Here is a 22,336-nt window from a genome sequence, read left to right as displayed (position 1 = left end):
TCAGGAGCTCACGAGACGGAAGTCGGTGATGTTGCGCAGGATGTCGCCGTACCCCTCGACGGAGTGCAGGGTGGGGCTGACGGCGTCGGTCCGGTAGCCGATGACGCTGGGGCGTGTGACGAGGGGGACCACCTCGGAGCGCTCGTCGACGGCGGCGCACAGGTCGGCGATGACCGCCTCGCGCTCCGGCCCCCGCGGGGTCCGGCCCGCCTGGACGACCAGGTCGTTGACGGCGGGGTCGCCGACCATGAAGTCGGCCGTGAACGCCGCCGTGTCGGTGTTCCACCAGCGGGAGACCATGCTGGCGTCGCCGTAGCCCGCGTACCAGCTCACACCCATGTCGTCCGTCGCGGTGGACCCGCTGTAGAGGGCCGCCCCGAAGGACGCGTCGTCGACGATGTCGATGTCCACGCTCAGCCCGTGCCCGGCCAGCTGCTGCTGGACGACCTGGGCGATCTGTCCCGGCGCCGTCTCGGAGTTGAACGTGACCAGGGACAGTTCGACCTCGGTGACGCCCGCCTCCTCCAGGATCTCGGCGATCTCGTCGTCGTCGAGCAGCGCGGACGGGAGTTCTCCGGCGGGGCAGGCGTCGGGCAGCGTCGCCGGGGCGACGCCGGTGGGTCGGGCGTGTCCGCCCAGGGCCAGCTCGGAGAGCTGGTTCCGGTCGACGGCGGCGTTGACGGCGAACCGCACACGGTCGTCGGCGAGGGGGGAGCCGGGGTTCGCGGAGTTGAGGATCAGGTAGTAGAAGTCGGTGTTCTCCTGGAAGACGACCCGGGCCGCCGGTTCCGCCTCCAGCTGGTCGAGGGTGTCGATGTTGTTGAAGTAGGCGAAGTCGGCGCTGCCGTCGCGCAGGGCGGCCGCGCGGTTGAACTCGTCCGCCACGATCGAGATCTCCAGGCGCTCGACGGCCGGGGGCTCGCCCCAGTAGTGCTCGTTGACCTCGAAGGTCCAGGACTCGTCCTGGATGTGCTCAGTGGCGACGTAGGGCCCGGTGCCGACCATCTCGGCGGTGAGGTCGACCGACCCCCCGTCGACCTCCTCCATCGGCAGGATCCCGGCCGGGGTGTTGGCCAGCGCGCCCAGGAAGGCGGTGTGCGGGTGCTCCAGGCGGACGGTGACCTCGTGCTCGCCGGTCTCCTCGACGCTCTCCACGGGGCCGAGCTGAGCGGCCCAGGTGGACTCCGACTCCAGCAGGTGCTCCAGGCTGCGCCGCACGTCGCGGGCGGTCATGGGGCGGCCGTTGGAGAAGACCGCGTCGTCGCGCAGGGTGAACACGTAGGTGGTCGGGTCTGGGGTCCGCCAGGACTCGGCCAGGCTGGGCAGGAACTCGAAGTCCGGGCCGACCTCGACCAGCGTGTCGTAGCTCAGGCCCATCAGGCTCCAGGAGCGGGCGACGTCGGCGCTGCGCGGGTCGAGCCCGGCGGCCTCGGCCGTGTCGTAGTCGAGGTGGACGCGGAGGGTGCCGGTGCCCTCCAGAGAGGTGTCGGCCACGGCCAGGTACCCGGGCTCCTCCTCGGCGGCCGGGTCCGCCGCGGGGCCCGGGTCCGCGCCGCAGGCGGCGAGGGGGACCAGGAGCACGAGCGCCGTGCTGGCGACGGCGAGGCGTTTCGTCATGGTGGTCGTCCTTGTCGGCTCAGGGGGATCGGCCTCCGGGCACGTGCAGAGCCGGGGCCGGACACCGGAATGCCGGATCGTTCCGGCGTGCTGCGAACCTAATGTGACCCGATCCACACGTCAAGGGGGTGTTGGCAACTTTCCCTCTGGAAGATGCAGGTCAGTCGCTACAGAGCGAAGCGTGCGAGAGGCGTGAGGTAAGCGTTGACGATGTCCCCCATTGCTGTCTAGGCTCCTTCTGCCGGAACGATCCGGCATTCCATTGACAACCAACTGGACGCGAACGGAGCGCCGTTGTCCGGTGGGGAGGAGGCGATGTGGCCGACGGACGCCTGGCACGGCTGGTCCGCTACCCGGTGAAGGGGCTGGCCGGTGTCGAGATCGCGAGCGCCCGCGTGGAACCCGGACGCGGACTGCCGGGGGACCGCCTCCTGGCCCTGGCCCGCGCCGGGGCGAAGACCTCGGCGCCCTGGCGCCCGCGCGAGGAGTACCTCCACCTGGCGCGCGACGCCTACCTGGGCTCCCTCGACGTGCGCGACCCGGGCCACGCCCCGGTGGTCGTCGGCGTCCCCGGTGAGGGGGAGTTCGCGGCCTCGCCCGGAGCCGACGGGGACGCGCTCGGGGACGCCGTGGCCTCTCTCGCCGGGACCGGCGGCCCGCGCCCCCGGTTGGTGGGCGCCCCGGTCGGCCAGTGGGACTGGCCTAGCGCCCACCTGTCCGTGGTCAACCTCGCGACGGTCCGGCAGCTGTCCGCGGCCGCGGGTGTGGAGATCTCCCCCGAGCGGTTCCGCGCCAACCTCTACCTGGACGGGCTGCGCCCCTGGGAGGAGCTGTCCTGGGTGGGCGGTCGCATCGAGGTCTCCGGGGCGGTCCTGCGCGTCGTCCAGCCCACCGACCGGTGCCGCGCGACGGCCGTGCGACCCGGGTCCGGCGTCGAGGACCTCAACGTCCCCGCGCTCCTCGCCAGCGGCTTCGGCCACGGTTTCTGCGGGGTGTACGCGCGGGTCGAGGCGGAGGGGACGATCGAGGCGGGGGCCCCGGTCACGGTGACGCCCGGACGGGGGCGGGAGGCGGCCCCCTCCGGTGCGACGCCCTCATGGCCCCGGGCGGCGACGGTGGCGCGGACGGTGCGCGAGAGCGCGGACGTGCGCAGCGTCTGGCTGGCCGACCCGCTGGGCGGACGGCTGTCGCCCCGGCCCGGACAGCACCTGCGGGTCCACCGGGCCTGGACCGGATCCCCAGGATGGCGGTGCTACACGGTCTCCGCCGTGGAGGGAGGGCACGTCCGCGTCAGCGTGCGGCTCGACGGAGCCGTCTCCACGTGGGTGCACGGTCTGCGCGAGGGGGACCGCGTGACCGTGACGGGGCCCTTCGGGGAGTCGGAGCCGGACCTGTCGCGCACCCGCGACCTGCTGCTCTACAGCGCCGGGGTGGGGATCACTCCCACCGTGGCGTGGTTGCGCCACCTGGCGCGCACCCCGGACCCGGTGCGCGTGCGCGTCGTCCACGTGGAGCGCCGGGCCGACGAACTGGCCCTGTGGGACGAGGTGTGCGAGGCCGTCGCCGCGCTGCCGGACGCCAGAGCCCGCCTCTTCCTGACGGGGGAGGACGATCGGAACGCGCTCCGCGCGCTCGGAGCCCGGTCCGGGCGGCCCGCGCGCGCCGACCTCGCCGCGGACGTCGCCGACCCGTGCCGGACCGAAGCGCGCCTGTGCGGGCCGCGGCCGTTCGTCGGCGCGGTGCGCTCGGCGTTGATCCGCGCCGGTGTCCCCGACGCCGCCGTGCGGACCGAGTCCTTCACGGCCCCGCGCCGCCTCCGCACCGAACCGCCGCGCGCGCCCGCCACGCCGGGACCCCACACCGTGCGCCTGGGCGGGGACCGGCTCACCTGGACGGCCGGGGCCGGGTCGCTTCTGGAGGCGGCCGAGGCGGCGGGACTGTCCCCCGCGCACGCCTGTCGGGTCGGTGCCTGCGGCACCTGCGTCCGCCCGCTGCACTCGGGTCGGGTGGAGTACCTCGTGGAGCCCACGGTGGATACGGAGCCGGACGAGGTCCTGCTCTGCTGTGCCGCACCCCTGGAGGACGTGGAGGTGGGGCCGTGACCCCCGCCCGAGGGCGCCGGGGAGATCGTCGGTCGGGGCGGCCTGTGCGCCCGGGGGCGTGCGGACCGCATTCGACATGGCTATGATAATCATTCTCACAATGGTCCCGCTCCGCGTCGACGACCCCCGAACGCGGTGCGGGACCTCCCCGGTGCGGGCCGCGACGTCTGGAGGTTCCCTTGGCCAGGTACGACGCCGCCGTCTTGGGCGTGCTCGGTCGCGACCCCCGCTTCCGCAGCGCGCAGGAGGTGCACACACTCGTCGCCGGGCCGCGGTCCAGGCCCACCCGTCCACCGAGCCTGTCCACCGTCTACCGCACGCTGCGCCGCCTGGCCGACGACGGGGTCCTGGACACCGTGCAGTCGTCCGACGGTGAGCGCCTCTACCGCCTGTGCGGCAGCGACTCCCGCCACCACCACCTGGTCTGCCGGATCTGCGGCGAGGTCGAGGAGGTGCCCGAGCCGGGGGAGATCGCGCCGCTCGTCGAGCGCGTCGGACGCGCGAGCGGGTTCCGGTCGGTCGACTACTCCTTCGAACTCTTCGGCGTCTGCCCCTCCTGCGACCGGGGCGGATAATCCGTCCTCCATGAATACCTGAAAAACACTTCTTTCTGGTATTTGATATGAATTTTGTTCTCCGCCTTTTCGGCCCTCCCCTGATATGGTGAAAAGGGATTCGGGGCATGCTCCCTTTCGCCCCGGCCGCGTTCGGAGGAGGCGGAGCAGGGTGACTGAGCACCAGATCCACGGGGGCCACGTCCACGAGCACGGTGAGGGCTGCGGTCACGTGGCGATTCCGCACCAGGGCCACGTCGACTACGTCCACGACGGGCACCTGCACCGACAGCACGACGACCACGTGTGCGAGTGCGAACCGGGCACGGAGCACACCGCCCACGAAGGCCACCTCCACGAGCACGGTGAGGGCTGCGGTCACGTGGCGATTCCGCACCAGGGCCACATCGACTACGTCCACGACGGGCACCGACACGCCTTCCACGACGGGCACTGGGACGACCACTAGAGGGACGGCGCAGCGGCCCGACCGCCGATCAGGGCAGCAGACCCCGGCCGCGGGCGGCCACCACCGCCTCATGGCGGGTGCCCGCGCCCAGTTTGTGCATGGCCGAGCGCAGATAGGCCTTGACCGTCTCGGGCCGCAGCGACAGCCGGGCCCCGGCCTCGGCGTTGCTGCACCCCAGCGCCACCTGGGCCAGGACGTCGAGCTCCCTCGGCGACAGCGGTGACACCCGCCACGTGTCGCCGTCCGGCTCCGCGGCCCCGTCGGCGCCCAGCTCGGCCAGCCGACGGGCGGCGTCCAGGAGTTCGTCGCGCATCCCCTCGTCGTCGGCCCGCCGGGCCAGCGTGCGCAGCCGCGCGTGCACCCGCCTGACCTCCTCGGCCGCCGCTCCGCAGCCCAGGCGGCCCTCGTTGCTGCGGGCCGCGCGCCACCACCGCAGCCGCCGGTCGACCTCGTCGCGCACCGCGAGTTCGTGGGCGAGCTCCCGCGCGGCCCCGACCAGCGCCTCCGTGGCCCGCTCCCCGAGGACGGCACCGCGTGAGGCGCCGTAGAGCACACCCGCCACCGCTCCGGACACCACCACGGGCACCGCGACCACCGAGCGCAGCCCCTCGGCCAGGACGGGGCCGTCGTACTCGTGGGTGATGGAGGCGGCCGAACCGTAGTCGTCCACCGCGCCCGGCCGCCGCGACACCAGCACCCGGCCGCCCAGCCCCGAGGCCGCCGCCACCCGGAGTCCGCGCAGGCCGTTCGTGCGCACGCCGATGAACTGCGTCAGGCGCATCCCGCCCTCGGTCGCCACGCCGCCGAAGGCGACGGGCAGCCCGGCCCCGCGCCGCGCCGTCCTGAGCGCCAGTCGGAAGGCGTCCCCGTCATCCGGCCGCATCGGGCCGCTTCGGTTCGCGCTCACCGAACCACACCCTTTCGGGGGTATCCAGCCATTCGTGTGACATGGAGCATACGGGGATGCGGCGCACCGCCGGTTCCCACACATCCGAAGACGAAGGGGGAGGGGCGTGACCCACACCGATCCCACGGTTTCCCAGCGGGCGGATCACCCACCGGCCACGACGGCCGCCGAACGCGTACGGGAGCTCATCGCCCGTTTCGACGCACCGGACGCGTGCGTGGCCGAGCTCCTGTGCGACCGGCACCCCGCCGACGCGGTCGCCTTCACCGTGGTCGAGCCCGACCTGTCCGCCCGCGACCTCACCTACGGGTGGCTGTCGCGCGAGTCGGCGCGCTTCGCCGCCGCCCTGGCCGACCTCGGGGTGGGCCCCGGCGACGCCGTCGCCGTCCTCATGGGCAAGTCCGCGGACCTGTTGGTGGCGCTCCTGGGCATCTGGCGCCGCGGCGCGGTCCACGTCCCGCTGTTCACCGCCTTCGCCCCACCGGCGATCGCGCTGCGCCTGGCGGCCAGCGCGGCCCGCGTCGTCGTGGTCGACCGCGACCAGCGGCCCAAACTCGACCCCGGTCAGGACATCCCCGCCGACCCGCCGTGGCGCGTGGTCGTCGCCGACGGACAGGCCGGAGGGAGCGGAGCGCGGGACGCCGGAGGCGGCGACCTGTCGTTCTCCGGACTCCTGGCCGCCCACCGGGGCGACGAACCCGGGGCGGCTCCGGTCACGCGCGGCGGCGACGCCGAGTTCGTCCGCCTGTTCACCTCCGGCACCACCGGCACGCCCAAGGGGGTGCCGGTGCCGGTCCGGGCGCTGGCCTCCTTCCGGGCCTACCTGGAGCTGGGCCTGGACGTGCGCCCCGACGACGTGTTCTGGAACGCGGCCGACCCCGGCTGGGCGTACGGCCTCTACTACGCGATCCTCGCCCCGATGGCCGCCGGGAGGCGCGGCCTGCTCCTGCACGCCGGTTTCTCACCCGCCCTGACCTGGGACGTGATGGCCGAGTTCGGCGTGACCAACTTCGCCGCCGCCCCCACGGTCTACCGCGCGCTGCGCGGGGCCGACGTCCCCGTCCCCGACGGTGTGCGCCTGCGCGCGGCCTCCTCCGCGGGGGAGCCGCTCACCCCCGAGGTCGTGTCCTGGGCCGAGGAGGTACTGGGCACCACGGTGCGCGACCACTACGGTCAGACCGAGCACGGCATGGTCATCGTCAACGGCTGGGCCGACGCCGTGCGCGCACCGGTGCGTCCCGGGTCGATGGGCGAGGTGATGCCGGGCTGGTCGGCGCAGGTGCTCCTGGACGACCGGGACGAGCCCGCCCCCGCGGGGACCACCGGCCGTGTGGCCCTGCGCGTGGACGAGAGTCCGCTGATGTGGTTCACGCACTACGCCGACGCGCCGGAGAGGACCGCCGAACGCTTCTCCGCCGACGGTCGCTGGTACCTCACCGGCGACTCCGGATCCCGGGACGAGGACGGCCACTTCTACTTCGCCGCCCGCGACGACGACGTCATCATCATGGCCGGGTACCGCATCGGCCCCTTCGACGTCGAGAGCGCGCTGCTGCGGCACGAGCTGGTCGCCGAGGCCGCCGTGGTGGGCGCCCCCGACGAGCTGCGCGGCGAGGTCGTGGAGGCACACGTGGTCCTGCGCCCCGGGGCGGTCGGCGACCAGGCCCTGGCCGACGAGCTGCGCGACCTGGTCAGAACCCGGTTCGCCGCGCACGCCTACCCGAGGACCGTGCACTTCACCGAGAGCCTGCCCAAGACCCCCAGCGGCAAGATCCAGCGCTACCTGCTGCGGAAGGGGAGCGCCGACGGTCGGGGCTGAGCCGCCGCCCCGACCCCCGGCGGGCGGCGGACCCGGTCCCCGCCGCCCGCCACGGCCGGGGACGGATTGGACGCCGGTGGTCGGGTGGGCTTGCGTGACCACCGATACGGGGGTGTGATGGAGGGTGAGGGGGTGCTTCCAACCGAATGACGGTCCCTGTTGGGTGATATACGATATCTCCTGGGACGGGGTCTCCAGTTCTAGGATGATGACATGGAACGACCGCTCCCACGCCCGGAGTCGCTGCGCGAGCGCAAGCAACGCCGCACCCGCGAAGCGATCATCGAAGCCGCCCACGCATTGTTCGTCGAGCGCGGTTTCGACCGGGTCACCGTCAACGACATCGCCGAACGGGCCGAGGTCGGCCGGGCGACGTTCTTCCGGTACTTCGGTGACAAGCAGGAGGTGGTCTTCAGCGCCCAGCGGCAGCCCGATCCCGCCCGCCTGAGCGAACTCGTACCGCCACCGGACAAGCCCGTCGGAGGCTCCCTGGCGGCGGCGCTGACCCATCTGCGCCGGGTTGTGGCCGCGCTGGTGGCGCGACTGGTCGAAGACCACGAGGTCTACCTGCGCCACGAGCGCCTGCTGTCCCGGCACCCCGAGCTCTTCGCCCGCAGCCTCACCAAGTACCGCGCCTACGCCGAGGCGATGGACCGGATGCTGCGCGACCGGGGAGCCGACCGCGCCACCGCCGTGCTCGCCGCCGAACTCGCTCTCGCGTGCTTCCACGCGGGACGAGACGAGGCCGCCGACGACCCCGCGCGCCTGCCCAAAGCGGTCGACGCCGCCTTCGCCCGCCTCCTGCGCTGACACTCGGGGGTTCAGCGCGGTCCGGGCGAGCCCTTCCGCTCCTCCGTGCGGCAGGGGAGCCGACGCCGACCCCACCACACCGCCACGTAGCCGCCCAGACCGGCGCACCCCCCGGTGACCAGCCCGATCAGCAGGTCGCGCACGGCGTCGTACGGGCTCGGCACGGGCGCGGCGGTCCGTACCGCGACCACCGCCCCGACCACCGCGCACAGGGCGATCGCGCCGAGGACGGCGCCGCGCGCACCGCGTCCCAGACCGGCGGACTCCCCCTCCCCGGCCCGTGCGCGGTGCGCCGTCCACCAGACCACCGCCGCCAGACCGCCCGCCGAACTGACGTACATGAGCACGTTGAACAGCAGGTGCGGGCCGACGACCGGGGTGCTCAGCACCGGCCACGCCCGGACCGCGGCCCCGCCGAGCTGGGTGAAGGAGTCCCACGCCATGTGCGTCAGGGCGCCGACCGCCAGCGCCGCCACGGCCGGGAGCGCCGACCGGGGGAACGGCCCGGACCTCTCCTCGGGCCCGGCGCCCGCCCCGCGCACCAACGCGCGCAACGGCGCCCGGAGGGCGTACCGGTACAGCACCAGGACCACCGCGCCCATGAGCACGTCCGCGCCCACGCCCCACGGATGGTGGGTGTGCGCCGAGGACACCGGCAGCGGCAGGTAGTACGGCAGGTCGGGCACGAGGGCGCCGACGACGAGCGCGGCCGTGGGCAGCGGCGTACGGGCCAGCGGGAGGACCGCCGCCGCGTGGCTGAGGGTGAAGGGCATGGGGGAGATCCTGGCGCACGCGTACCGTCACGGGACGTCCGGGGAGTCCCGACCACGCCGCGCCGGTCCGGGGCCGCCTCGCTCGGGCGGTCCCGGGCCCGATCAGCGGATGCTGGCGCCGTACACGTGCTCGACCGTCATCGTCATCAGCACCCTGCGGTCGGAGACCATCACCGACCGGTACTCCTCCCAGTCCGGGTGCTCGCCCGCGGCGAGGCGGTAGTAGTCCACCAGAGCCTCCACCTCGGGGCCGTGGGGATCGGTGCCCGGACCGGTGAGCGTCACCGGGCCCTCGGCGGTGGCCCAGTCCATCCCGTCGGGGGCGGTGACCTCCAGCGCCGCCCACGGGTCCCGGCGCAGGTTCGCCGTCTTGGCCCGCCCCTCGGTCATCGACACGTGGAGGGTCTCGGTCTCCCGGCGGTAGAAGGGCATGACGGGGGACAGCTGCGGGCGGCCGTTGGACCTGATCGTGGCCAGGACACCGAGTCGGCTCTCCGCGAGCAGGGCGCGCGGGTCGAACGGGGCGTCGGGGTCGGGCATCGGTGCTCCCTCGTCGTGGGCGGGTGGGTGCTCTCGACCCATCATCGACCCTCACACCGGTGTCAAGGTCAAGACCGCGCCCGGTGGGGAGCAGTCCGGGCGGGCTCACCCCTGATCGGCGTCGCGGGCGCGCTCGACCAGCCAGTGGAACAGCGAGGGATCCCCACCCATCTCCGGATGCCACTGCACCCCCAGGACGTTGAACCGGTCGGTGTACTCGATCGCCTCCACCGTCCCGTCGTCCGTCCACGCCGTGGCGGTGACGTCCTCGCCCAGCTCCGCCAGCGACTGGTGGTGGTAGGTCGGCACCGCCAACTCGGTGCGTCCCAGCACCCCGGCGGTGCGGGAGAACTCGGCCACGACCACCGGGTGGGTGCCGAACACCCCGGCCTCCTCCCGGTGCCCGTGGTGCCCCACCAGGTCGGGCAGGTGCTGGTTGAGCGTGCCGCCGCGCACCACGTTGAGCAGCTGCATACCCCGGCACACCCCCAGCACCGGCAGCCCCCGCGCCAGCGCGGCGTCCAGCAGTTCGATCTCCGCGCTGTCCCGCTCGCCCCGGACCCCGGCGGTACGCGCGTCGGTCGGCGCGCCGTAACGTCCGGGGTCGATGTCGCCGCCGCCCGCCAGCAGCAGGCCGTCGATCCGCTCCACGGCTCCGGCCACCCCCGGCACGGGCGGCAGCAGCACCGGCACACCGCCCGCGTCCGCGACCTGGTCGGCGTAGGCCCTCGGCAGCAGGACGGCGGGCAGGTCCCACGCCTGGCCCCACCGGGCCTGTTCGGCGTAGGCGGAGATCCCGATCACGGGCCGCATCGGCCCCCCTTCCTCGTCGATCCCTCCGTGCCCTACAGCGGGGTGACGTAAGCCCCGGAGATCCCGCCGTCCACCAGGAAGTTGGACGCGGTGATGAACGAGGCGTCGTCACTGGCCAGGAAGGCCACGGCGGCGGCGATCTCGGTCACCTCGGCGAACCGGCCCAGCGGCACGTGCACCAGGCGGCGCTGGGCGCGCTCGGGGTCCTTGGCGAACAGCTCCCGGAGCAGCGGCGTGTTCACCGGTCCCGGGGAGAGCGCGTTGACCCGGATGCCCTCGCGCGCGAACTGCACGCCCAGCTCCCGGCTGAGCGCCAGCACCCCGCCCTTGCTCGCGGTGTAGGAGATCTGCGAGGTGGCCGCGCCCATCGTCGCCACGAACGACGCCGTGTTCACGATCGACCCGCGCCCCTGCTCGCGCATGTGTCCCAGCGCGTACTTGCAGCACAGGTAGACCGAGGTCAGGTTGACCTCCTGCACCCGCCGCCAGGCGTCCATCCCGGTGGTGAGGATCGAGTCGTCGTCGGGCGGGGAGATCCCCGCGTTGTTGAACGCCACGTCCACGCTCCCGTAGGTGGAGCGCGCGGTGGCGAACGCCTCGCGTACCTGGTCCTCGTCGGTCACGTCCGCGCGGACGAACAGCCCTCCGGTGTCCTCGGCGACCCGCTTGCCGCCGTCCTCGTCGACGTCCACGGCGACGATCCGCGCGCCCTCCTGCGCCAGCCGCAGCGCGGTGGCCCTGCCGATCCCGCTGCCCGCGCCCGTGATCACGGCCACGCGCCCGTCGAACCGCTGCATGTTCCCCCCTCGGGTCGATGTTCCTGGCTGTTCCCGGCGCGGTCGCGCGGCCGGGTGTCCTACGGTCCCCGTGTCCCGGCGCACTCAGGTGTCGTCGGACACGAAGACGGTCTTGGTCTCGGTGAACGCCTCCAGCGCGTCCGGCCCCAGTTCGCGGCCGATCCCGGAGTGCCCCATCCCGCCGAACGGCGTCCAGTACCGCACCGCCGAGTGGGAGTTCACCGACAGGTTCCCGGCCCGCACCCCGCGCGCCACGCGCAGCGCCCGTCCGACGTCACGCGTCCAGACGGAACCGGCCAGCCCGTACTCGGTGTCGTTGGCCAGCGCGACCGCCTCGGCCTCGTCCTCGAACGGCACCACGCACATCACCGGACCGAACACCTCCTCGCGCAGCACGCGGGCGTCGGGGTCGGTCGGGGTGAGCACCGTGGGCGGGAACCAGAACCCGGGCCCGGTCGGCGCCGTGCCCCGGAAGGCCACCGGCGCCCCCTCGGGCAGGTAGGAGGCGACCCGGTCGCGTTGGGCCGCCGAGATCAGCGGCCCCATCGCCGTCGCCGGATCGGCCGGGTCACCCACGGCGATCCCGGTGACGGCGGGCTCCAGCAGCTCCAGGAACCGGTCGAACACCGACCGCTGCACCAGCACCCGCGAGCGCGCGCAGCAGTCCTGGCCCGCGTTGTCGAACGCCCCGCCGGGCGCCCCGGCCGCCGCCCGCTCCAGGTCGGCGTCGGCGAAGACGATGTTGGCGCTCTTGCCGCCCAGCTCCAGCGTCACCCGGGTGAAGTCCTGCGCGGCGGCGGCCATGATCCGCCGCCCCACGGCCGTGGAGCCGGTGAACACGACCTTGTCCACGCCAGGGTGGCGCACCAGGCGTTCACCCGCGATCGGACCCGTCCCGGGAACGACCTGGAACACGCCCTCGGGAAGCCCGGCCTCCACCGCCAGCTCGGCGATCCGCAGCGCGGTCAGCGGCGTCAGCTCCGACGGTTTGACCACCACCGTGTTCCCGGCCGCCAGTGCGGGGGCCGCGCCCCACGACAGCACCGGCATCGGGAAGTTCCACGGAACGATCACCCCGACCACGCCCAGCGGCTCGGCGAAGGTCACGCTCCACCCGCCCGGCACCGGGATCTGCCGTCCGGTGGCCCGTTCGGGGGCGGCGGCGAAGTACTCGAACACGTCGCGCGCGTTGCCCGCCTCCCACCGTGCCTGTTCCACGGGGTGACCGGCGTTGCGCACCTCGGTTCGGGCCAGTTCCTCGCGGTGCTCGTCGATCCTCGCGGCCACGGCGCGCAGCAGCCGGGCCCGGTCGCCCGGGGCCATCGCCCGCCAGGCGGGGGCGGCGGCGCGGGCGCGTTCGACGGCCGCGTCCACCTCCTTCTCCCCGGCCAGGGGGACCTGTGCGATCACCGCCTCGGTGGCGGGGTCGACCACCCGCTGGACGGTCGGTTCGTCGGGCATCGTGCTCCTTCGTGGTCTCGGGTGCGCTCTCGGGGGCGCGGTGTCGTGGTCCGGGCGCCGTCACAGGCGCTCGAAGCCCCGGTACATCTCCCAGTCGGTGACGGCCGCGTCGAAGGCGGCCAGCTCCACCCGCGCGTAGTGGGCGTAGTGCTCGACCACGTCGTCGCCGAACACCTCGCGGGCCAGCGCGCTGTCCTGCCAGGCGGACAGGGCGTCGCGCATCGTGCCGGGCACGGTGGGCAGGTCGGAGGCGTAGGCGTTGCCGGACAGCGGTTCGCCCGGCTCCAGGCCCTTGTCGATCCCGTGCAGCCCGGCGGCGATGAGCGCCGCGTTGGCCAGGTAGGGGTTCACGTCCCCGCCCGGCACCCGGTTCTCCACCCGCAGCGAGGGCCCGTGGCCGACCAGCCGCAGCGCGCAGGTGCGGTTGTCGCGTCCCCAGGCGACGGCGGTCGGCGCGAAGCTGCCCGGCACGTACCGCTTGTAGGAGTTGATGTTGGGCGCCAGCAGCAGCGTGAACTCGCGCAACGCGGCCAGCTGTCCGGCGAGGAAGTGCCGTCCGATCGCCGACAGGCCCTCTCCCTCGGCCATGACCGGGGTCCCGTCCTCCCCGCGCAGGGAGATGTGGATGTGGCAGGAGTTGCCCTCGCGCTGGTTGGGTTTGGCCATGAAGGTGATCGACATGCCCTCCTGGGCGGCGATCTCCTTGGCCGCGTTCTTGTACACCGCGTGGTTGTCGCAGGTGCGCACGGCCTCGTCGTAGCGGAACGCGATCTCGTGCTGGCCCAGGTTGCACTCGCCCTTGGCCGACTCCACGTACAGCCCCGCCCCGCCCAGTTCGCTCCGGATCCGGCGCAGCAGCGGCTCGACCCGGGCGCCGCCGAGCACGGAGTAGTCGACGTTGTACCGGTTGGCGGGGGTCAGGTCGCGGTAGCCGCGGTCCCACGCCTGTTCGTAGCTGTCGCGGTAGACGACGAACTCCAGTTCCGTCCCGACCATCGCCCGCCATCCGCGCTCGGCGAGCCGGTCGGTCTGGCGGCGGAGGATCTGCCGGGGCGAGGCCACCACCGGGGAGCCGTCGTGCCAGGTCAGGTCGGCCTGGACCATGACCGCCCCCTCGGCCCAGGGGGTGCGCCGCAGGGTGGTCAGGTCGGGGGCCATGACGAAGTCGCCGTATCCGGTGTCCCAGGAGGACATCGCGTACCCGTCGACGGTGTTCATGTCCACGTCCACCGCGAGCAGGTAGCCGCACCCCTCGGTGCCGTGCCCGACCACCTCCTCCAGGAAGAACCGTGCCGAGAGCCGTTTGCCCTGGAGTCGGCCCTGCATGTCGGTGAAGGCCACCAGGACGGTGTCGACGGCGCCGGAGGCGGCGTCGCGCCGCAGGTCGTCGAGGGTCAGCGGCGGTTCCGAGACGACCGGGGGGATCTGTGGCACGGGGGTCTCCTTGCTCGCGTCGCGGTCCGGCGTGCGGGGTGTCGCCCGGGGGACGGCTGTGGTCGGTCGCCTGAACAACTCTTTGGTTCAGAAGCAGACCAATGCCGTGAATAGAACCAGGGCTCCGGGGCCGTGTCAATGGGTGCGCCTCCGGAAACCCCGCTGTGACCTGGTGGAAACGGAACGTCGTCGGCGGTCGGACCGGTCCTGGAAAGATCCGCCGACACCCCTTGACATTCCCGAGCGCGGCGGCGCATGATCTCCAGTCATCAAAAGGACCGACCATAGACCTTTGTCCCCCGGGTCTGGTCGGGGGCGACCGGTGGGGCTGGTTGACCGATCGAAGGAAGCCCATGACAGACGCCGACCACGCGAACCCCCACGGACCGGCCGACGGCCGCGTCCACGTGCAGGGAGCCGACTACTCCCGCGCCAGCGACGACTACCTCCGCAAGCGACAGCTCAGGCGGGGCGCGGCCGGATGGGTCCTGCTCGCCGGCCTGGGCGTCGCCTACGTCATCTCCGGCGACTTCGCCGGATGGAACTTCGGCCTGGCCGAGGGCGGCTGGGGCGGACTCCTCATCGCCACCCTCCTGATGGGGACCATGTACCTGTGCATGGTCTTCGGCCTGGCCGAACTGGCCTCCGCGCTGCCCACCGCCGGGGCGGGCTACGGGTTCGCCCGGCGCGCGCTGGGCCCCCTCGGCGGGTTCGCCACCGGCACCGCCATCCTCATCGAGTACGCCATCGCCCCGGCCGCGATCGCCGTGTTCATCGGCGGCTACGTGGAGGCGCTCGGACTGTTCGGCGTCACCAACGCCTGGCCGGTCTACCTGGTCTGCTACCTGCTGTTCGTGGGTGTGCACGTGTGGGGCGTGGGCGAGGCGCTGCGGCTGATGTTCGCCATCACCGGCGTCGCCGTGGTCGCCCTCGTGGTCTTCGCGGTGGGCATGGTCCCCCGGTTCGAGGTGGCCAACCTGTTCGACATCGCGCCCACGGACGCGGTCGGGGCCAGCGCCTTCCTGCCCTACGGGTACGCCGGGATCCTCGGCGCGTTCGTCTTCGGCATCTGGTTCTTCCTGGCGGTCGAGGGCGTCCCCCTCGCCGCCGAGGAGGCCCGCGAACCCAAGCGGGACATGCCCCGGGGCATCATCGCCGCGATGTCCGTGCTCCTGGTGACCGCCGCGCTCATGCTGGTGCTGGCCCCCGGCGGCGCCGGGGCGGCCGTGCTCGCCGAGTCCGGCAACCCGCTGCCCGAGGCGCTGCGCGAGGCCTACGGCGGCGACACCGTCCTGGCCGACTTCGTCAACTACGTCGGTCTGGCCGGACTGGTCGCCTCGTTCTTCTCGATCATCTTCGCCTACTCCCGGCAGCTGTTCGCCCTGTCCCGGGCCGGTTACCTGCCCCGGTTCCTGTCGGTGACCGGCCGCCGCCGCACCCCCTACGCGGCGCTCGTCGTCCCCGGAACGATCGGGTTCCTGCTCGCCGCCACCGTGGCCAACGGGGACCTGCTGATCAACATCGCGGTGTTCGGCGCGGCCGTGTCCTACGTGCTCATGATGGTCTCGCACATCGTGCTGCGCCGTCGCGAGCCGGACCTGCCGCGCCCCTACCGGACCCCCGGCGGCACCGTCACCACCGGGATCGCCCTGGTCCTGGCCGTGTGCGCGGTGGTGGCGACGTTCTTCGTCGACATGGTGGGGGCGGCCATCACCGCCGTCATCCTGCTCGCCTTCCTCGCCTACTTCTGGTTCTACTCACGGCACCGGCTGGTGGCCAACGCACCGGAGGAGGAGTTCGCCCTGATCGAGGAGGCCGAGTCGGAACTGCACTAGTCGGATCGGCCGACGGGGGAGCCCCGGCGGCCGACCGTGCGTCGAAGGGGTGACGGGGTGTTGCGGCCGCCGCGCCGGACGGGGGTCCGGCGCGGCGGCCGTACCCTGGGTGTACGAGATCGAACACGAGGACCGGACGCGACGAGGAGGGGCCGTATGGCCGACACCGGGACCGCCAACGGGGCGGGGGCCGACACCGGCACGCTCCCGGCGGAACCCGCGGTCGACGCCGTGTTCCGTCCCGTCCAGGCGGGCAACGCCTTCGAGGAGACGGTCGAACGCCTGCTGTCGGCGATCAAGCTCGGCGTGGTCGCCCGGGGCGAGCGCTTCCCGGCCGAACGCGACCTGGCCACGCGGTTGGGCGTCAGCCGGATCACCCTGCGCGAGGCGATCCGCGCCCTCCAGGAGGCCGGGTACGTCGAGTCGCGGCGGGGCCGCTCCGGAGGCACCTTCGTCACCTACGTGCCCCCGCGCCCCAGCCGTGCCGAGGCCCGCCGGGTGCTCGCCGACATGGGCGGCGATCTGGACGACCTCTTCATCCTGCGGCGCGCCCTGGAGGTCGGGGCCGCCGTGCTGCTGGCCGAGCGCGGGCTCACCCCCGAGCAGGACGCGCTGTTGTCCGAGCGGCTGGCCGCCGTGGACGGGGCCGCCGTGGAGGACTACCGCAGGCTCGACACGGTCTTCCACCTCACGCTGGCCGAGCTGACCGGGTCGCGCTCGCTGTGCTCGGCGCTGACCGACGCCCGGATGCGCCTGAACGGCCTGCTCGACGCCATGCCGATGCTCGTGAAGAACCTGGAGCACAGCGGCGCCCAGCACCGCGCGATCGTCGACGCGGTCCGCGCCCGCGATCCCGAGGCGGCCCGGCTGGCGGTGGACGAGCACCTGGAGGGCAGTGAGGCGCTGCTGCGCGGTTTCCTGGCCTGAGCCGGCCGGGCCCGGTTGGGGGAGGGGCCCGCACGGCGGTTCAGGGCGCGGCGCCGAACGTCGACACCAGAGGGCGGACGGTTCCGCCGACGTCCCTCCAGGCCCACTCCGCCCGGTAGGCGGGGTACGCCGGGTGGTCGGGCCGCCGCGGTTCCGGGGCGCGGTGCTCCACCTCCCCCGCGAACTTCTCCGGCCTGATGTCGTGGGGGTGGCCCAGGACGGGGAAACCCGCCGTCAGGACGGTGGCGATCCCGAGGCGCGGGAGGACGAGGACGATCTCGCCGACGATCACGGACGCAAGGGCCTCCGGTCACGAGGTCGGGGACGAGAACGGCCGCGCGGGCGGCCTCGGCCGCGCGGGCGCCGGGAGCGCCCTCGGATGGGAGTGGGGGAGCCCGCGCGCGGATTCGGGAGAAATTGGCCGGATCCGGCCAAACATGAAATCCGCTCACCTTTGTGACGGCTTCACCACGCTCCGGCGAACGCGACCGGAAGCGCCGACGACGCTTGGTCGGACATCGAACGATCACTGTGTGTGACGCGTTGGTCGCGCGCCGCCTGGCGGCCGGAGCGAAACCCGCCACTGTACCCTGGGCCGCCCCGGTTGCCTACCGCCGGGTGGGAAACCGTCCCCCGCACCCCCGTTGCCCCCGGCCGCGTCGCCGGTCTTCAATGACGACGCCCCACCCCCACCGGCCACCCCCGGCCGGGGTCGAAAGGACGTCGCACACCCATGACCCCCCTCAACCGGCGCGGATTCCTCACGACCACCACGGCGGGACTCGGCGCCGCCGCCCTCGGACTGTCCGCCGCACCCGCCTCCGCCGCCGCGCACGACCGGCTCCTCCGCCAGACCATGTCCCGGGTCGCCCGACCCGACGGCACCACCCTCGCCCAGGTCGCCACCCCCGTCGGCGAGGGTTACCGGCTGCTCACCGCCGGGCCCGGATGGCCGATCGAGGTCCGCGAGGACCTGGTCCCCGCCCGGGCGGGCCGTGACGACCGGCGCACCGCCCTCGCCGCGTTCGTCCAGTTCACCGACCTGCACATCATGGACGCCCAGAGCCCGGTCCGGTTCGAGTACACCCACCCCGTGATCGGCTCCAGCGCCCACCGCCCCCAGGAGGCACTGTCGGCGCTCGGCGCGTCCGCCCTGGTCAAACGGGTCAACTCGGTGCGGGTCGGGCCCGTGACCGGACGCCCGTTCGACTTCATGGTCACCACCGGGGACAACACCGACAACCACGAGACCGTCGAGCTGGAATGGCTCATGACCGTCCTCAACGGCGGCACCCTCACCCCCAACACCGGAGACCCCGCCCGGTACGAGGGCGTGCAGAACTGCGGCAGCGAACTGTACTGGCAACCCGACAGCGACCTCGCCGACCGGTACAAGGCCCGGGGCGGCTTCCCCACCATCCCCGGGTTCCTGGCCGCCGCCGTCGCCCCGTTCGAGAGCCCGGGCCTGGATGTGCCCTGGTACTGCACCATCGGCAACCACGACGACACCCCGGCGGGCACCCTGCCCGCCGGTTCGATGGACGAGGTCTACCTGGGCGACCGCAAGATCATGTTCGCCGACGACGAGGTGCGCGACCGGGCCGCCGAGGCGATGACCAACGAGGACGAGCTCGGCAACGTCCCCGAGGAGGTGGAATCGCCCGACGACACCGTCTCCACCGCCGCCGTGACCTCCACCGTCACCCCCGACGACCGGCGCGCCCCCTTCGACACGCGGGCGTTCGTCGCCGCGCACCTGGACGGGGCCAACACCGGCCCCGGGCCCGTCGGACACGGCTTCACCGACGACAACGTCGACGGGGTGGACTGCTTCTACACCTTCCGGATCGCCGACGGCGTGACCGGAGTCAGCATGGACACCACCACGCTGGCCGGACTGGCGGACGGGTCGATCGGCAAGCACCAGTTCGACTGGCTGGAGCGGACCCTGCGCTCCGCCAGCTCCGTCTACTACGACTTCTGGGGGCGGCGGCGCACCCAGCAGGTGACCGACGAGCTGTTCGTCCTCTTCTCCCACCACACCAGCGGCACGATGGGCAACATCCTCCCCGACAGCCGCCGTCCGGGCGACCTGCGGCTGACCGGTGACATCCTCGTGCACATGCTCAAGCGCTACCCGAACGTGCTGGCCTGGGTGAACGGGCACACGCACCACAACCGGATCCAGGCGCACACCCACCGCACCGCCGAGCGCGGCTTCTGGGAGATCAACACCGCCTCGCACATCGACCACCCGCAGATGGCGCGGGCGATCGAGATCGTGGACAACGAGGACGGGACGATGTCGCTGTTCACGACCCTGCTGGAGGCGGACAGCCCCTACCGGGCGGACCACGGCGACTTCTCCGCCGACGGGCTCGCCTCGCTCTACCGGGAGCTGTCGGTCAACGACCTGTACGCCGATCCGGCGGGCTACGGCGGCCCGCGCGACCGCAACGTCGAACTCCTGGTCGCCGCCCGCAACCCCGCCCGCTGAGGGACGGGGCGCCCGGGGCGTCCCGCGGAGCCTTACGGGTGGGCCCCGACCGAGTCGCAGATCCGCTGGGCCAGGTCCGAGGTCGCCCCCTCCCGGGCGCAGTGGGCGCTACAGAAGAACCGCCCCTCCACCTCGACCCCGTGACCGATGATCCGCGAGGAGCACTTCTCGCACACCGGGGCGAGCCGCTGGATGGCGCACTCGAAGCAGTCGAAGGTGTACCGCTCCCCGTTGATCGTCTCGACGTCGAACGACATCCAGTAGTCGTTGTGGCAGGTGTCGCAGACAGCCATGGGAACATCCCCCCTGTCGGGGTGTGTGGACTCAGGGCCCGGTCCCGACACGGCCGTGCGTCCTCTCCGGCCGCCGGCCGGCGGGACCGGCCGCTGCTGCTACCTGTCCTACCCGAGAGTGCTCCGGCGTTCACGCCGGAGGCGCATCGGATCCGCCCCTCCGCTCGTCGGCCGGGGCGGGCGTACCCGGTTGGCCAAGAGCGTGCACGATGCGGGGTGGTCGGCGTTCGTGCGCGTGCCGGAGTACGAAGCCAAGCGGTACGGGCGCGCCTTCGCCGAGGTCGACCGGTTCCTGACCTCCCCGCGGACCTGCTCGGAGTGCCGGATGGTCGATGGGCCCGAACCGTTGCACGTGCGCACCGTGGCCGTGTGCGGGGGGCGGAACCGTCCATGATCGGGACGTCGACGCGTCCCGTGTCGTGCTCGCCGCTGGACGGAAACCCGCCGGAGCGCGGGAGGCGGAGAGCTGAGACGCCGGGCCCCGCTGTGCGGATCACGCCGAGCTTGCGAGGCGGTGCACAGCAGGGGAGGGAGGGAACGTAGGACCGGTCCCTCGGGGTTGGCGGAACCCAGCGAAGCGGGAACCAGCGGACGCCGTGGGCGCGGTGCGCCTCACGGCCGCGAGGCTGTGGGAATCCCTGGGGTTCACCCCGGGGAGGACGTCAATTCCGGCGCCAGCCAGTCAGCGGCCCGTCCGCACCCCCACCGCGCGTCTCTCCTCCCTCCGGCCGATCCGCGCGCGGGCCCCGCTCTCGTAGCATGCTGTCCGTGGACACCCTCCTCAGGTCCGTGTGGAACGAGCCCCGCCCCTTCGACCCACCGCCGCGGACGTGGCGGGATTGGGCACTCGTGGGAGCGCTCGTCCTGGTCGCGGTCCTCGAAGGGGCCGTGCGCCCCGATCTGCCGTGGCGGTTCCTGTGGACGGCGGTCGTCGCCGGGCTGGCGTCCACGCTGCTGTGGCGCCGCACCCGGCCGCTGGCGGCGCTCGCGCTCGCCTCCGGCGTCCCCGGACCGCTCCTGCTGGTGACGGACGGCGAGTTCGCGCCGATGTACACGACGGTGTGCTTCCTGCTCCTGCCGTACTCCCTGGTGCGGTGGGGCTCTGGACGCGAGATCGTGGCCGGTGCGGCGGTCGTGCTCGTCGGCTCCGCCGTCCGGATCGCCCTCGACGGTTCCGCCTCCGGCCTGGCCGACCTCGTCGGCGGGTTCGCCGTGCTGTTCTCGGTCGGTGCGCTGGCCGCGGCGGTCCGCTTCCGGTCCGGGGCACGGGTGCGCGAGCTCGACCGGGTCAGGATGCTCGAACGCGAGCGGCTGGCCCGGGACCTGCACGACACGGTCGCCCACCACGTCTCGGCGATGGCGATCCGCGCCCAGGCGGGCCTGGCGGTGGCGGAGTCCCGACCGGGCGCCGCGGCCGAGGCGCTCAGAGTGATCGACGCCGAGGCATCCCGAGCCCTGGCCGAGATGCGTGCCGTGGTCCGGGCCCTGCGCTGGGGCGAACCCGCGGACCTGGGGCCCGGACCGCGGATCGGCGACCTCCGGCGGCTCGCCGGTCGCGAAGGGGCGGGACCGGCCGTCGACGTGGGGATCACCGGTGCCGTCGACGACCTCCCCCCGCCCGTCGCGGCGGCGATCTTCCGCATGGCCCGGGAGGCGGTCACCAACGCCCGGCGGCACGCCCGCCGCGCGACCCGGATCGAGGTCCGCGTCACCGCCGACGCCACGTCGGTGCTCCTGCGGGTGAGCGATGACGGAGAGACCGGTTTCCCCCGTCCCACGGCGGCTCCGGGATACGGGATCGTGGGCATGACCGAACGGGCCGCCCTGCTCGGCGGCGCCTGCGAGGCCGCCCCCGGCCCCGACCGGGGCTGGACCGTGACCGCCGTGCTGCCCCGGACCGGGACGGCGGCATGAGCATTCGGGTGATCGTCGCCGACGACCAGGAGATCGTCCGCACCGGCCTGGCGATGATCCTGGACGCCCAGCCCGGTATCTCCGTCGTCGGCCAGGCCGCCGACGGCGCGGAGGCCGTCGAGCTCGCGCGGCGCCTGCGGCCCGACGTGTGCCTGTTCGACATCCGCATGCCCGGGGTCGACGGCGTCGAGGCCACCCGAGCCCTCGCCGGGCCGGACGTCGAGAACCCCCTCGCCGTCGTCGTCATCACCGTCTTCGACCTCGACGACCACGTCTACGCCGCCCTCCGGGCGGGGGCACGGGGGTTCCTTCTCAAGGACGCCGGAGCCGATCTGCTCACCCGGGCCGTGCGCGCCGCCGCCCAGGGCGACGCCCTCATCGCGCCGAGCGTCACCGCGCGGCTGCTCGACGCCTTCGCCGACTCCGGGCCGGCCGAGCCGCCGGTCCAGCCCGTCGAACCGCTCACCGGCCGGGAGGAGCAGATCCTCGCCGCCGTCGCCCGGGGGCGGACCAACGGCGAGATCGCCGCCGAGTGCCACATCTCGCTCAGCACGGTCAAGACCCACGTCGCCAGCCTCATGGCCAAGCTCGGGGCCCGCAACCGGGTCGAGATCGCGATATGGGCCTACGAGACCAGGCGGGTGAGGAACCGCTCCGGCCGCGACGGAACCGCCCGGGGGTGACCCGGAGGTAGGGCCCGCCCCTCGCACTTTCGACCGACCCGGTTCGGGCCCGAGTCCCGATGCGCCGCCTCCCCCTCGGCCGCCACGGTGG

21 protein-coding genes are annotated in these 22,336 nt (G+C 73.3%); 11 read left to right on the top strand and 10 right to left on the bottom strand.

What is annotated here, in order from left to right; translation table 11 throughout:
* A complete protein-coding gene (locus DVR05_RS23340) occupies positions 1-1,617 on the bottom strand; it encodes an ABC transporter substrate-binding protein (protein ID WP_116248052.1) in 1,617 nt (538 codons plus the stop codon).
* Positions 1,618-1,934: 317 nt separating this feature from the next.
* Here DVR05_RS23340 and DVR05_RS23335 point away from each other — a divergent pair, with 317 nt between their 5' ends.
* The 3 genes from DVR05_RS23335 (at position 1,935) to DVR05_RS23325 (ending at position 4,742) form a co-directional block, all read left to right on the top strand.
* Positions 1,935-3,719: an MOSC domain-containing protein gene (locus DVR05_RS23335; RefSeq protein WP_116248051.1), complete on the top strand. Its 1,785-nt coding sequence runs from the start codon at positions 1,935-1,937 to the stop codon at positions 3,717-3,719.
* Positions 3,720-3,898: 179 nt separating this feature from the next.
* Complete coding sequence (locus DVR05_RS23330; protein ID WP_116248050.1) at positions 3,899-4,294, top strand: Fur family transcriptional regulator; 396 nt, start codon at positions 3,899-3,901, stop codon at positions 4,292-4,294.
* A gap of 151 nt (positions 4,295-4,445) precedes the next feature.
* Complete coding sequence (locus DVR05_RS23325) at positions 4,446-4,742, top strand: hypothetical protein (RefSeq protein WP_116248049.1); 297 nt, start codon at positions 4,446-4,448, stop codon at positions 4,740-4,742.
* A gap of 28 nt (positions 4,743-4,770) precedes the next feature.
* Here DVR05_RS23325 and DVR05_RS23320 read toward each other — a convergent pair whose 3' ends face one another.
* Complete coding sequence (locus DVR05_RS23320) at positions 4,771-5,649, bottom strand: LuxR C-terminal-related transcriptional regulator (protein ID WP_116248048.1); 879 nt, start codon at positions 5,647-5,649, stop codon at positions 4,771-4,773.
* Positions 5,650-5,755: 106 nt separating this feature from the next.
* Here DVR05_RS23320 and DVR05_RS23315 point away from each other — a divergent pair, with 106 nt between their 5' ends.
* Together DVR05_RS23315 and DVR05_RS23310 are read left to right on the top strand one after the other, a co-directional pair.
* Complete coding sequence (locus DVR05_RS23315; protein WP_198659314.1) at positions 5,756-7,468, top strand: AMP-binding protein; 1,713 nt, start codon at positions 5,756-5,758, stop codon at positions 7,466-7,468.
* A 213-nt stretch (positions 7,469-7,681) separates the two neighbouring features.
* Complete coding sequence (locus tag DVR05_RS23310; protein ID WP_116248047.1) at positions 7,682-8,278, top strand: TetR/AcrR family transcriptional regulator; 597 nt, start codon at positions 7,682-7,684, stop codon at positions 8,276-8,278.
* Between the two features lie 11 nt (positions 8,279-8,289).
* Here DVR05_RS23310 and DVR05_RS23305 read toward each other — a convergent pair whose 3' ends face one another.
* The 6 genes from DVR05_RS23305 to DVR05_RS23280 all read right to left on the bottom strand — a co-directional run bounded on the left by DVR05_RS23305 (position 8,290) and on the right by DVR05_RS23280 (position 14,096).
* Positions 8,290-9,051, bottom strand: a complete 762-nt coding sequence (locus DVR05_RS23305) for a DUF4184 family protein (protein WP_116248046.1) — start codon at positions 9,049-9,051, stop codon at positions 8,290-8,292.
* A 102-nt stretch (positions 9,052-9,153) separates the two neighbouring features.
* A complete protein-coding gene (locus tag DVR05_RS23300) occupies positions 9,154-9,591 on the bottom strand; it encodes a PPOX class F420-dependent oxidoreductase (RefSeq protein WP_116248045.1) in 438 nt (145 codons plus the stop codon).
* 105 nt (positions 9,592-9,696) lie between these two features.
* The gene (locus DVR05_RS23295) at positions 9,697-10,404 is read right to left on the bottom strand and encodes a gamma-glutamyl-gamma-aminobutyrate hydrolase family protein (RefSeq protein ID WP_116248044.1); all 708 of its coding nucleotides are present in this window, start codon (positions 10,402-10,404) and stop codon (positions 9,697-9,699) included.
* A 32-nt stretch (positions 10,405-10,436) separates the two neighbouring features.
* Entirely contained in the window at positions 10,437-11,201 is a 765-nt protein-coding gene (locus DVR05_RS23290) for a 3-oxoacyl-ACP reductase (RefSeq protein WP_116248043.1), read from the bottom strand.
* An 84-nt stretch (positions 11,202-11,285) separates the two neighbouring features.
* Positions 11,286-12,662, bottom strand: a complete 1,377-nt coding sequence (locus tag DVR05_RS23285) for an aldehyde dehydrogenase (RefSeq protein WP_116248042.1) — start codon at positions 12,660-12,662, stop codon at positions 11,286-11,288.
* 60 nt (positions 12,663-12,722) lie between these two features.
* On the bottom strand, positions 12,723-14,096 hold the full coding sequence (locus DVR05_RS23280) for a glutamine synthetase family protein (RefSeq protein ID WP_304598601.1): 1,374 nt from the start codon (positions 14,094-14,096) through the stop codon (positions 12,723-12,725).
* Between the two features lie 353 nt (positions 14,097-14,449).
* Here DVR05_RS23280 and eat point away from each other — a divergent pair, with 353 nt between their 5' ends.
* Positions 14,450-15,931, top strand: coding sequence for an ethanolamine permease (gene eat, locus DVR05_RS23275; RefSeq protein WP_116248041.1), 1,482 nt, complete (start codon positions 14,450-14,452; stop codon positions 15,929-15,931).
* Positions 15,932-16,087: 156 nt separating this feature from the next.
* On the top strand, positions 16,088-16,858 hold the full coding sequence (locus DVR05_RS23270) for a FadR/GntR family transcriptional regulator (protein ID WP_116248040.1): 771 nt from the start codon (positions 16,088-16,090) through the stop codon (positions 16,856-16,858).
* Positions 16,859-16,898: 40 nt separating this feature from the next.
* Here the strand turns inward: DVR05_RS23270 and DVR05_RS23265 are convergent, their stop codons facing one another.
* Positions 16,899-17,150: a hypothetical protein gene (locus DVR05_RS23265; protein ID WP_116248039.1), complete on the bottom strand. Its 252-nt coding sequence runs from the start codon at positions 17,148-17,150 to the stop codon at positions 16,899-16,901.
* Between the two features lie 441 nt (positions 17,151-17,591).
* On the opposite strand from DVR05_RS23265, the gene DVR05_RS23260 reads away from it, so the two are divergent.
* A complete protein-coding gene (locus tag DVR05_RS23260; RefSeq protein ID WP_116248038.1) occupies positions 17,592-19,355 on the top strand; it encodes a TIGR03767 family metallophosphoesterase in 1,764 nt (587 codons plus the stop codon).
* A gap of 32 nt (positions 19,356-19,387) precedes the next feature.
* Here the strand turns inward: DVR05_RS23260 and DVR05_RS23255 are convergent, their stop codons facing one another.
* Complete coding sequence (locus DVR05_RS23255; protein WP_116248037.1) at positions 19,388-19,648, bottom strand: Prokaryotic metallothionein; 261 nt, start codon at positions 19,646-19,648, stop codon at positions 19,388-19,390.
* Positions 19,649-19,838: 190 nt separating this feature from the next.
* Between DVR05_RS23255 and DVR05_RS23250 the strand changes: the two genes are divergently transcribed.
* From DVR05_RS23250 to DVR05_RS23240, 3 genes are all read left to right on the top strand, one after another.
* Positions 19,839-20,042 (top strand): zinc ribbon domain-containing protein, encoded by a 204-nt coding sequence (locus tag DVR05_RS23250; protein ID WP_198659313.1) that lies wholly within the window; start codon positions 19,839-19,841, stop codon positions 20,040-20,042.
* Positions 20,043-20,416: 374 nt separating this feature from the next.
* A complete protein-coding gene (locus DVR05_RS23245) occupies positions 20,417-21,562 on the top strand; it encodes a sensor histidine kinase (protein WP_116248085.1) in 1,146 nt (381 codons plus the stop codon).
* Positions 21,559-22,245: a response regulator transcription factor gene (locus tag DVR05_RS23240; RefSeq protein WP_116248036.1), complete on the top strand. Its 687-nt coding sequence runs from the start codon at positions 21,559-21,561 to the stop codon at positions 22,243-22,245. The genes DVR05_RS23245 and DVR05_RS23240 overlap by 4 nt, the downstream gene beginning before the upstream one ends.
* Positions 22,246-22,336 lie beyond the last annotated feature (91 nt).

It is taken from the genome of Nocardiopsis sp. FIRDI 009, assembly GCF_003386285.1.
Taxonomy (GTDB): domain Bacteria; phylum Actinomycetota; class Actinomycetes; order Streptosporangiales; family Streptosporangiaceae; genus Nocardiopsis.
Note: the sequence above shows the minus strand (reverse complement) of the source record. Positions and strands in the feature narration are given on the sequence as shown.

Bases quoted from the DNA above. Each gene is read 5' to 3' on its own strand.
- DVR05_RS23340 (WP_116248052.1), bottom strand. From the start codon at position 1,617: ATGACGAAACGCCTCGCCGTCGCCAGCACGGCGCTCGTGCTCCTGGTC.
- DVR05_RS23310 (WP_116248047.1), top strand. From the start codon at position 7,682: ATGGAACGACCGCTCCCACGCCCGGAGTCGCTGCGCGAGCGCAAGCAA.
- DVR05_RS23305 (WP_116248046.1), bottom strand. From the start codon at position 9,051: ATGCCCTTCACCCTCAGCCACGCGGCGGCGGTCCTCCCGCTGGCCCGT.
- DVR05_RS23300 (WP_116248045.1), bottom strand. From the start codon at position 9,591: ATGCCCGACCCCGACGCCCCGTTCGACCCGCGCGCCCTGCTCGCGGAG.
- DVR05_RS23295 (WP_116248044.1), bottom strand. From the start codon at position 10,404: ATGCGGCCCGTGATCGGGATCTCCGCCTACGCCGAACAGGCCCGGTGG.
- DVR05_RS23290 (WP_116248043.1), bottom strand. From the start codon at position 11,201: ATGCAGCGGTTCGACGGGCGCGTGGCCGTGATCACGGGCGCGGGCAGC.
- DVR05_RS23285 (WP_116248042.1), bottom strand. From the start codon at position 12,662: ATGCCCGACGAACCGACCGTCCAGCGGGTGGTCGACCCCGCCACCGAG.
- eat (WP_116248041.1), top strand. From the start codon at position 14,450: ATGACAGACGCCGACCACGCGAACCCCCACGGACCGGCCGACGGCCGC.
- DVR05_RS23270 (WP_116248040.1), top strand. From the start codon at position 16,088: ATGGCCGACACCGGGACCGCCAACGGGGCGGGGGCCGACACCGGCACG.
- DVR05_RS23260 (WP_116248038.1), top strand. From the start codon at position 17,592: ATGACCCCCCTCAACCGGCGCGGATTCCTCACGACCACCACGGCGGGA.
- DVR05_RS23255 (WP_116248037.1), bottom strand. From the start codon at position 19,648: ATGGCTGTCTGCGACACCTGCCACAACGACTACTGGATGTCGTTCGAC.
- DVR05_RS23240 (WP_116248036.1), top strand. From the start codon at position 21,559: ATGAGCATTCGGGTGATCGTCGCCGACGACCAGGAGATCGTCCGCACC.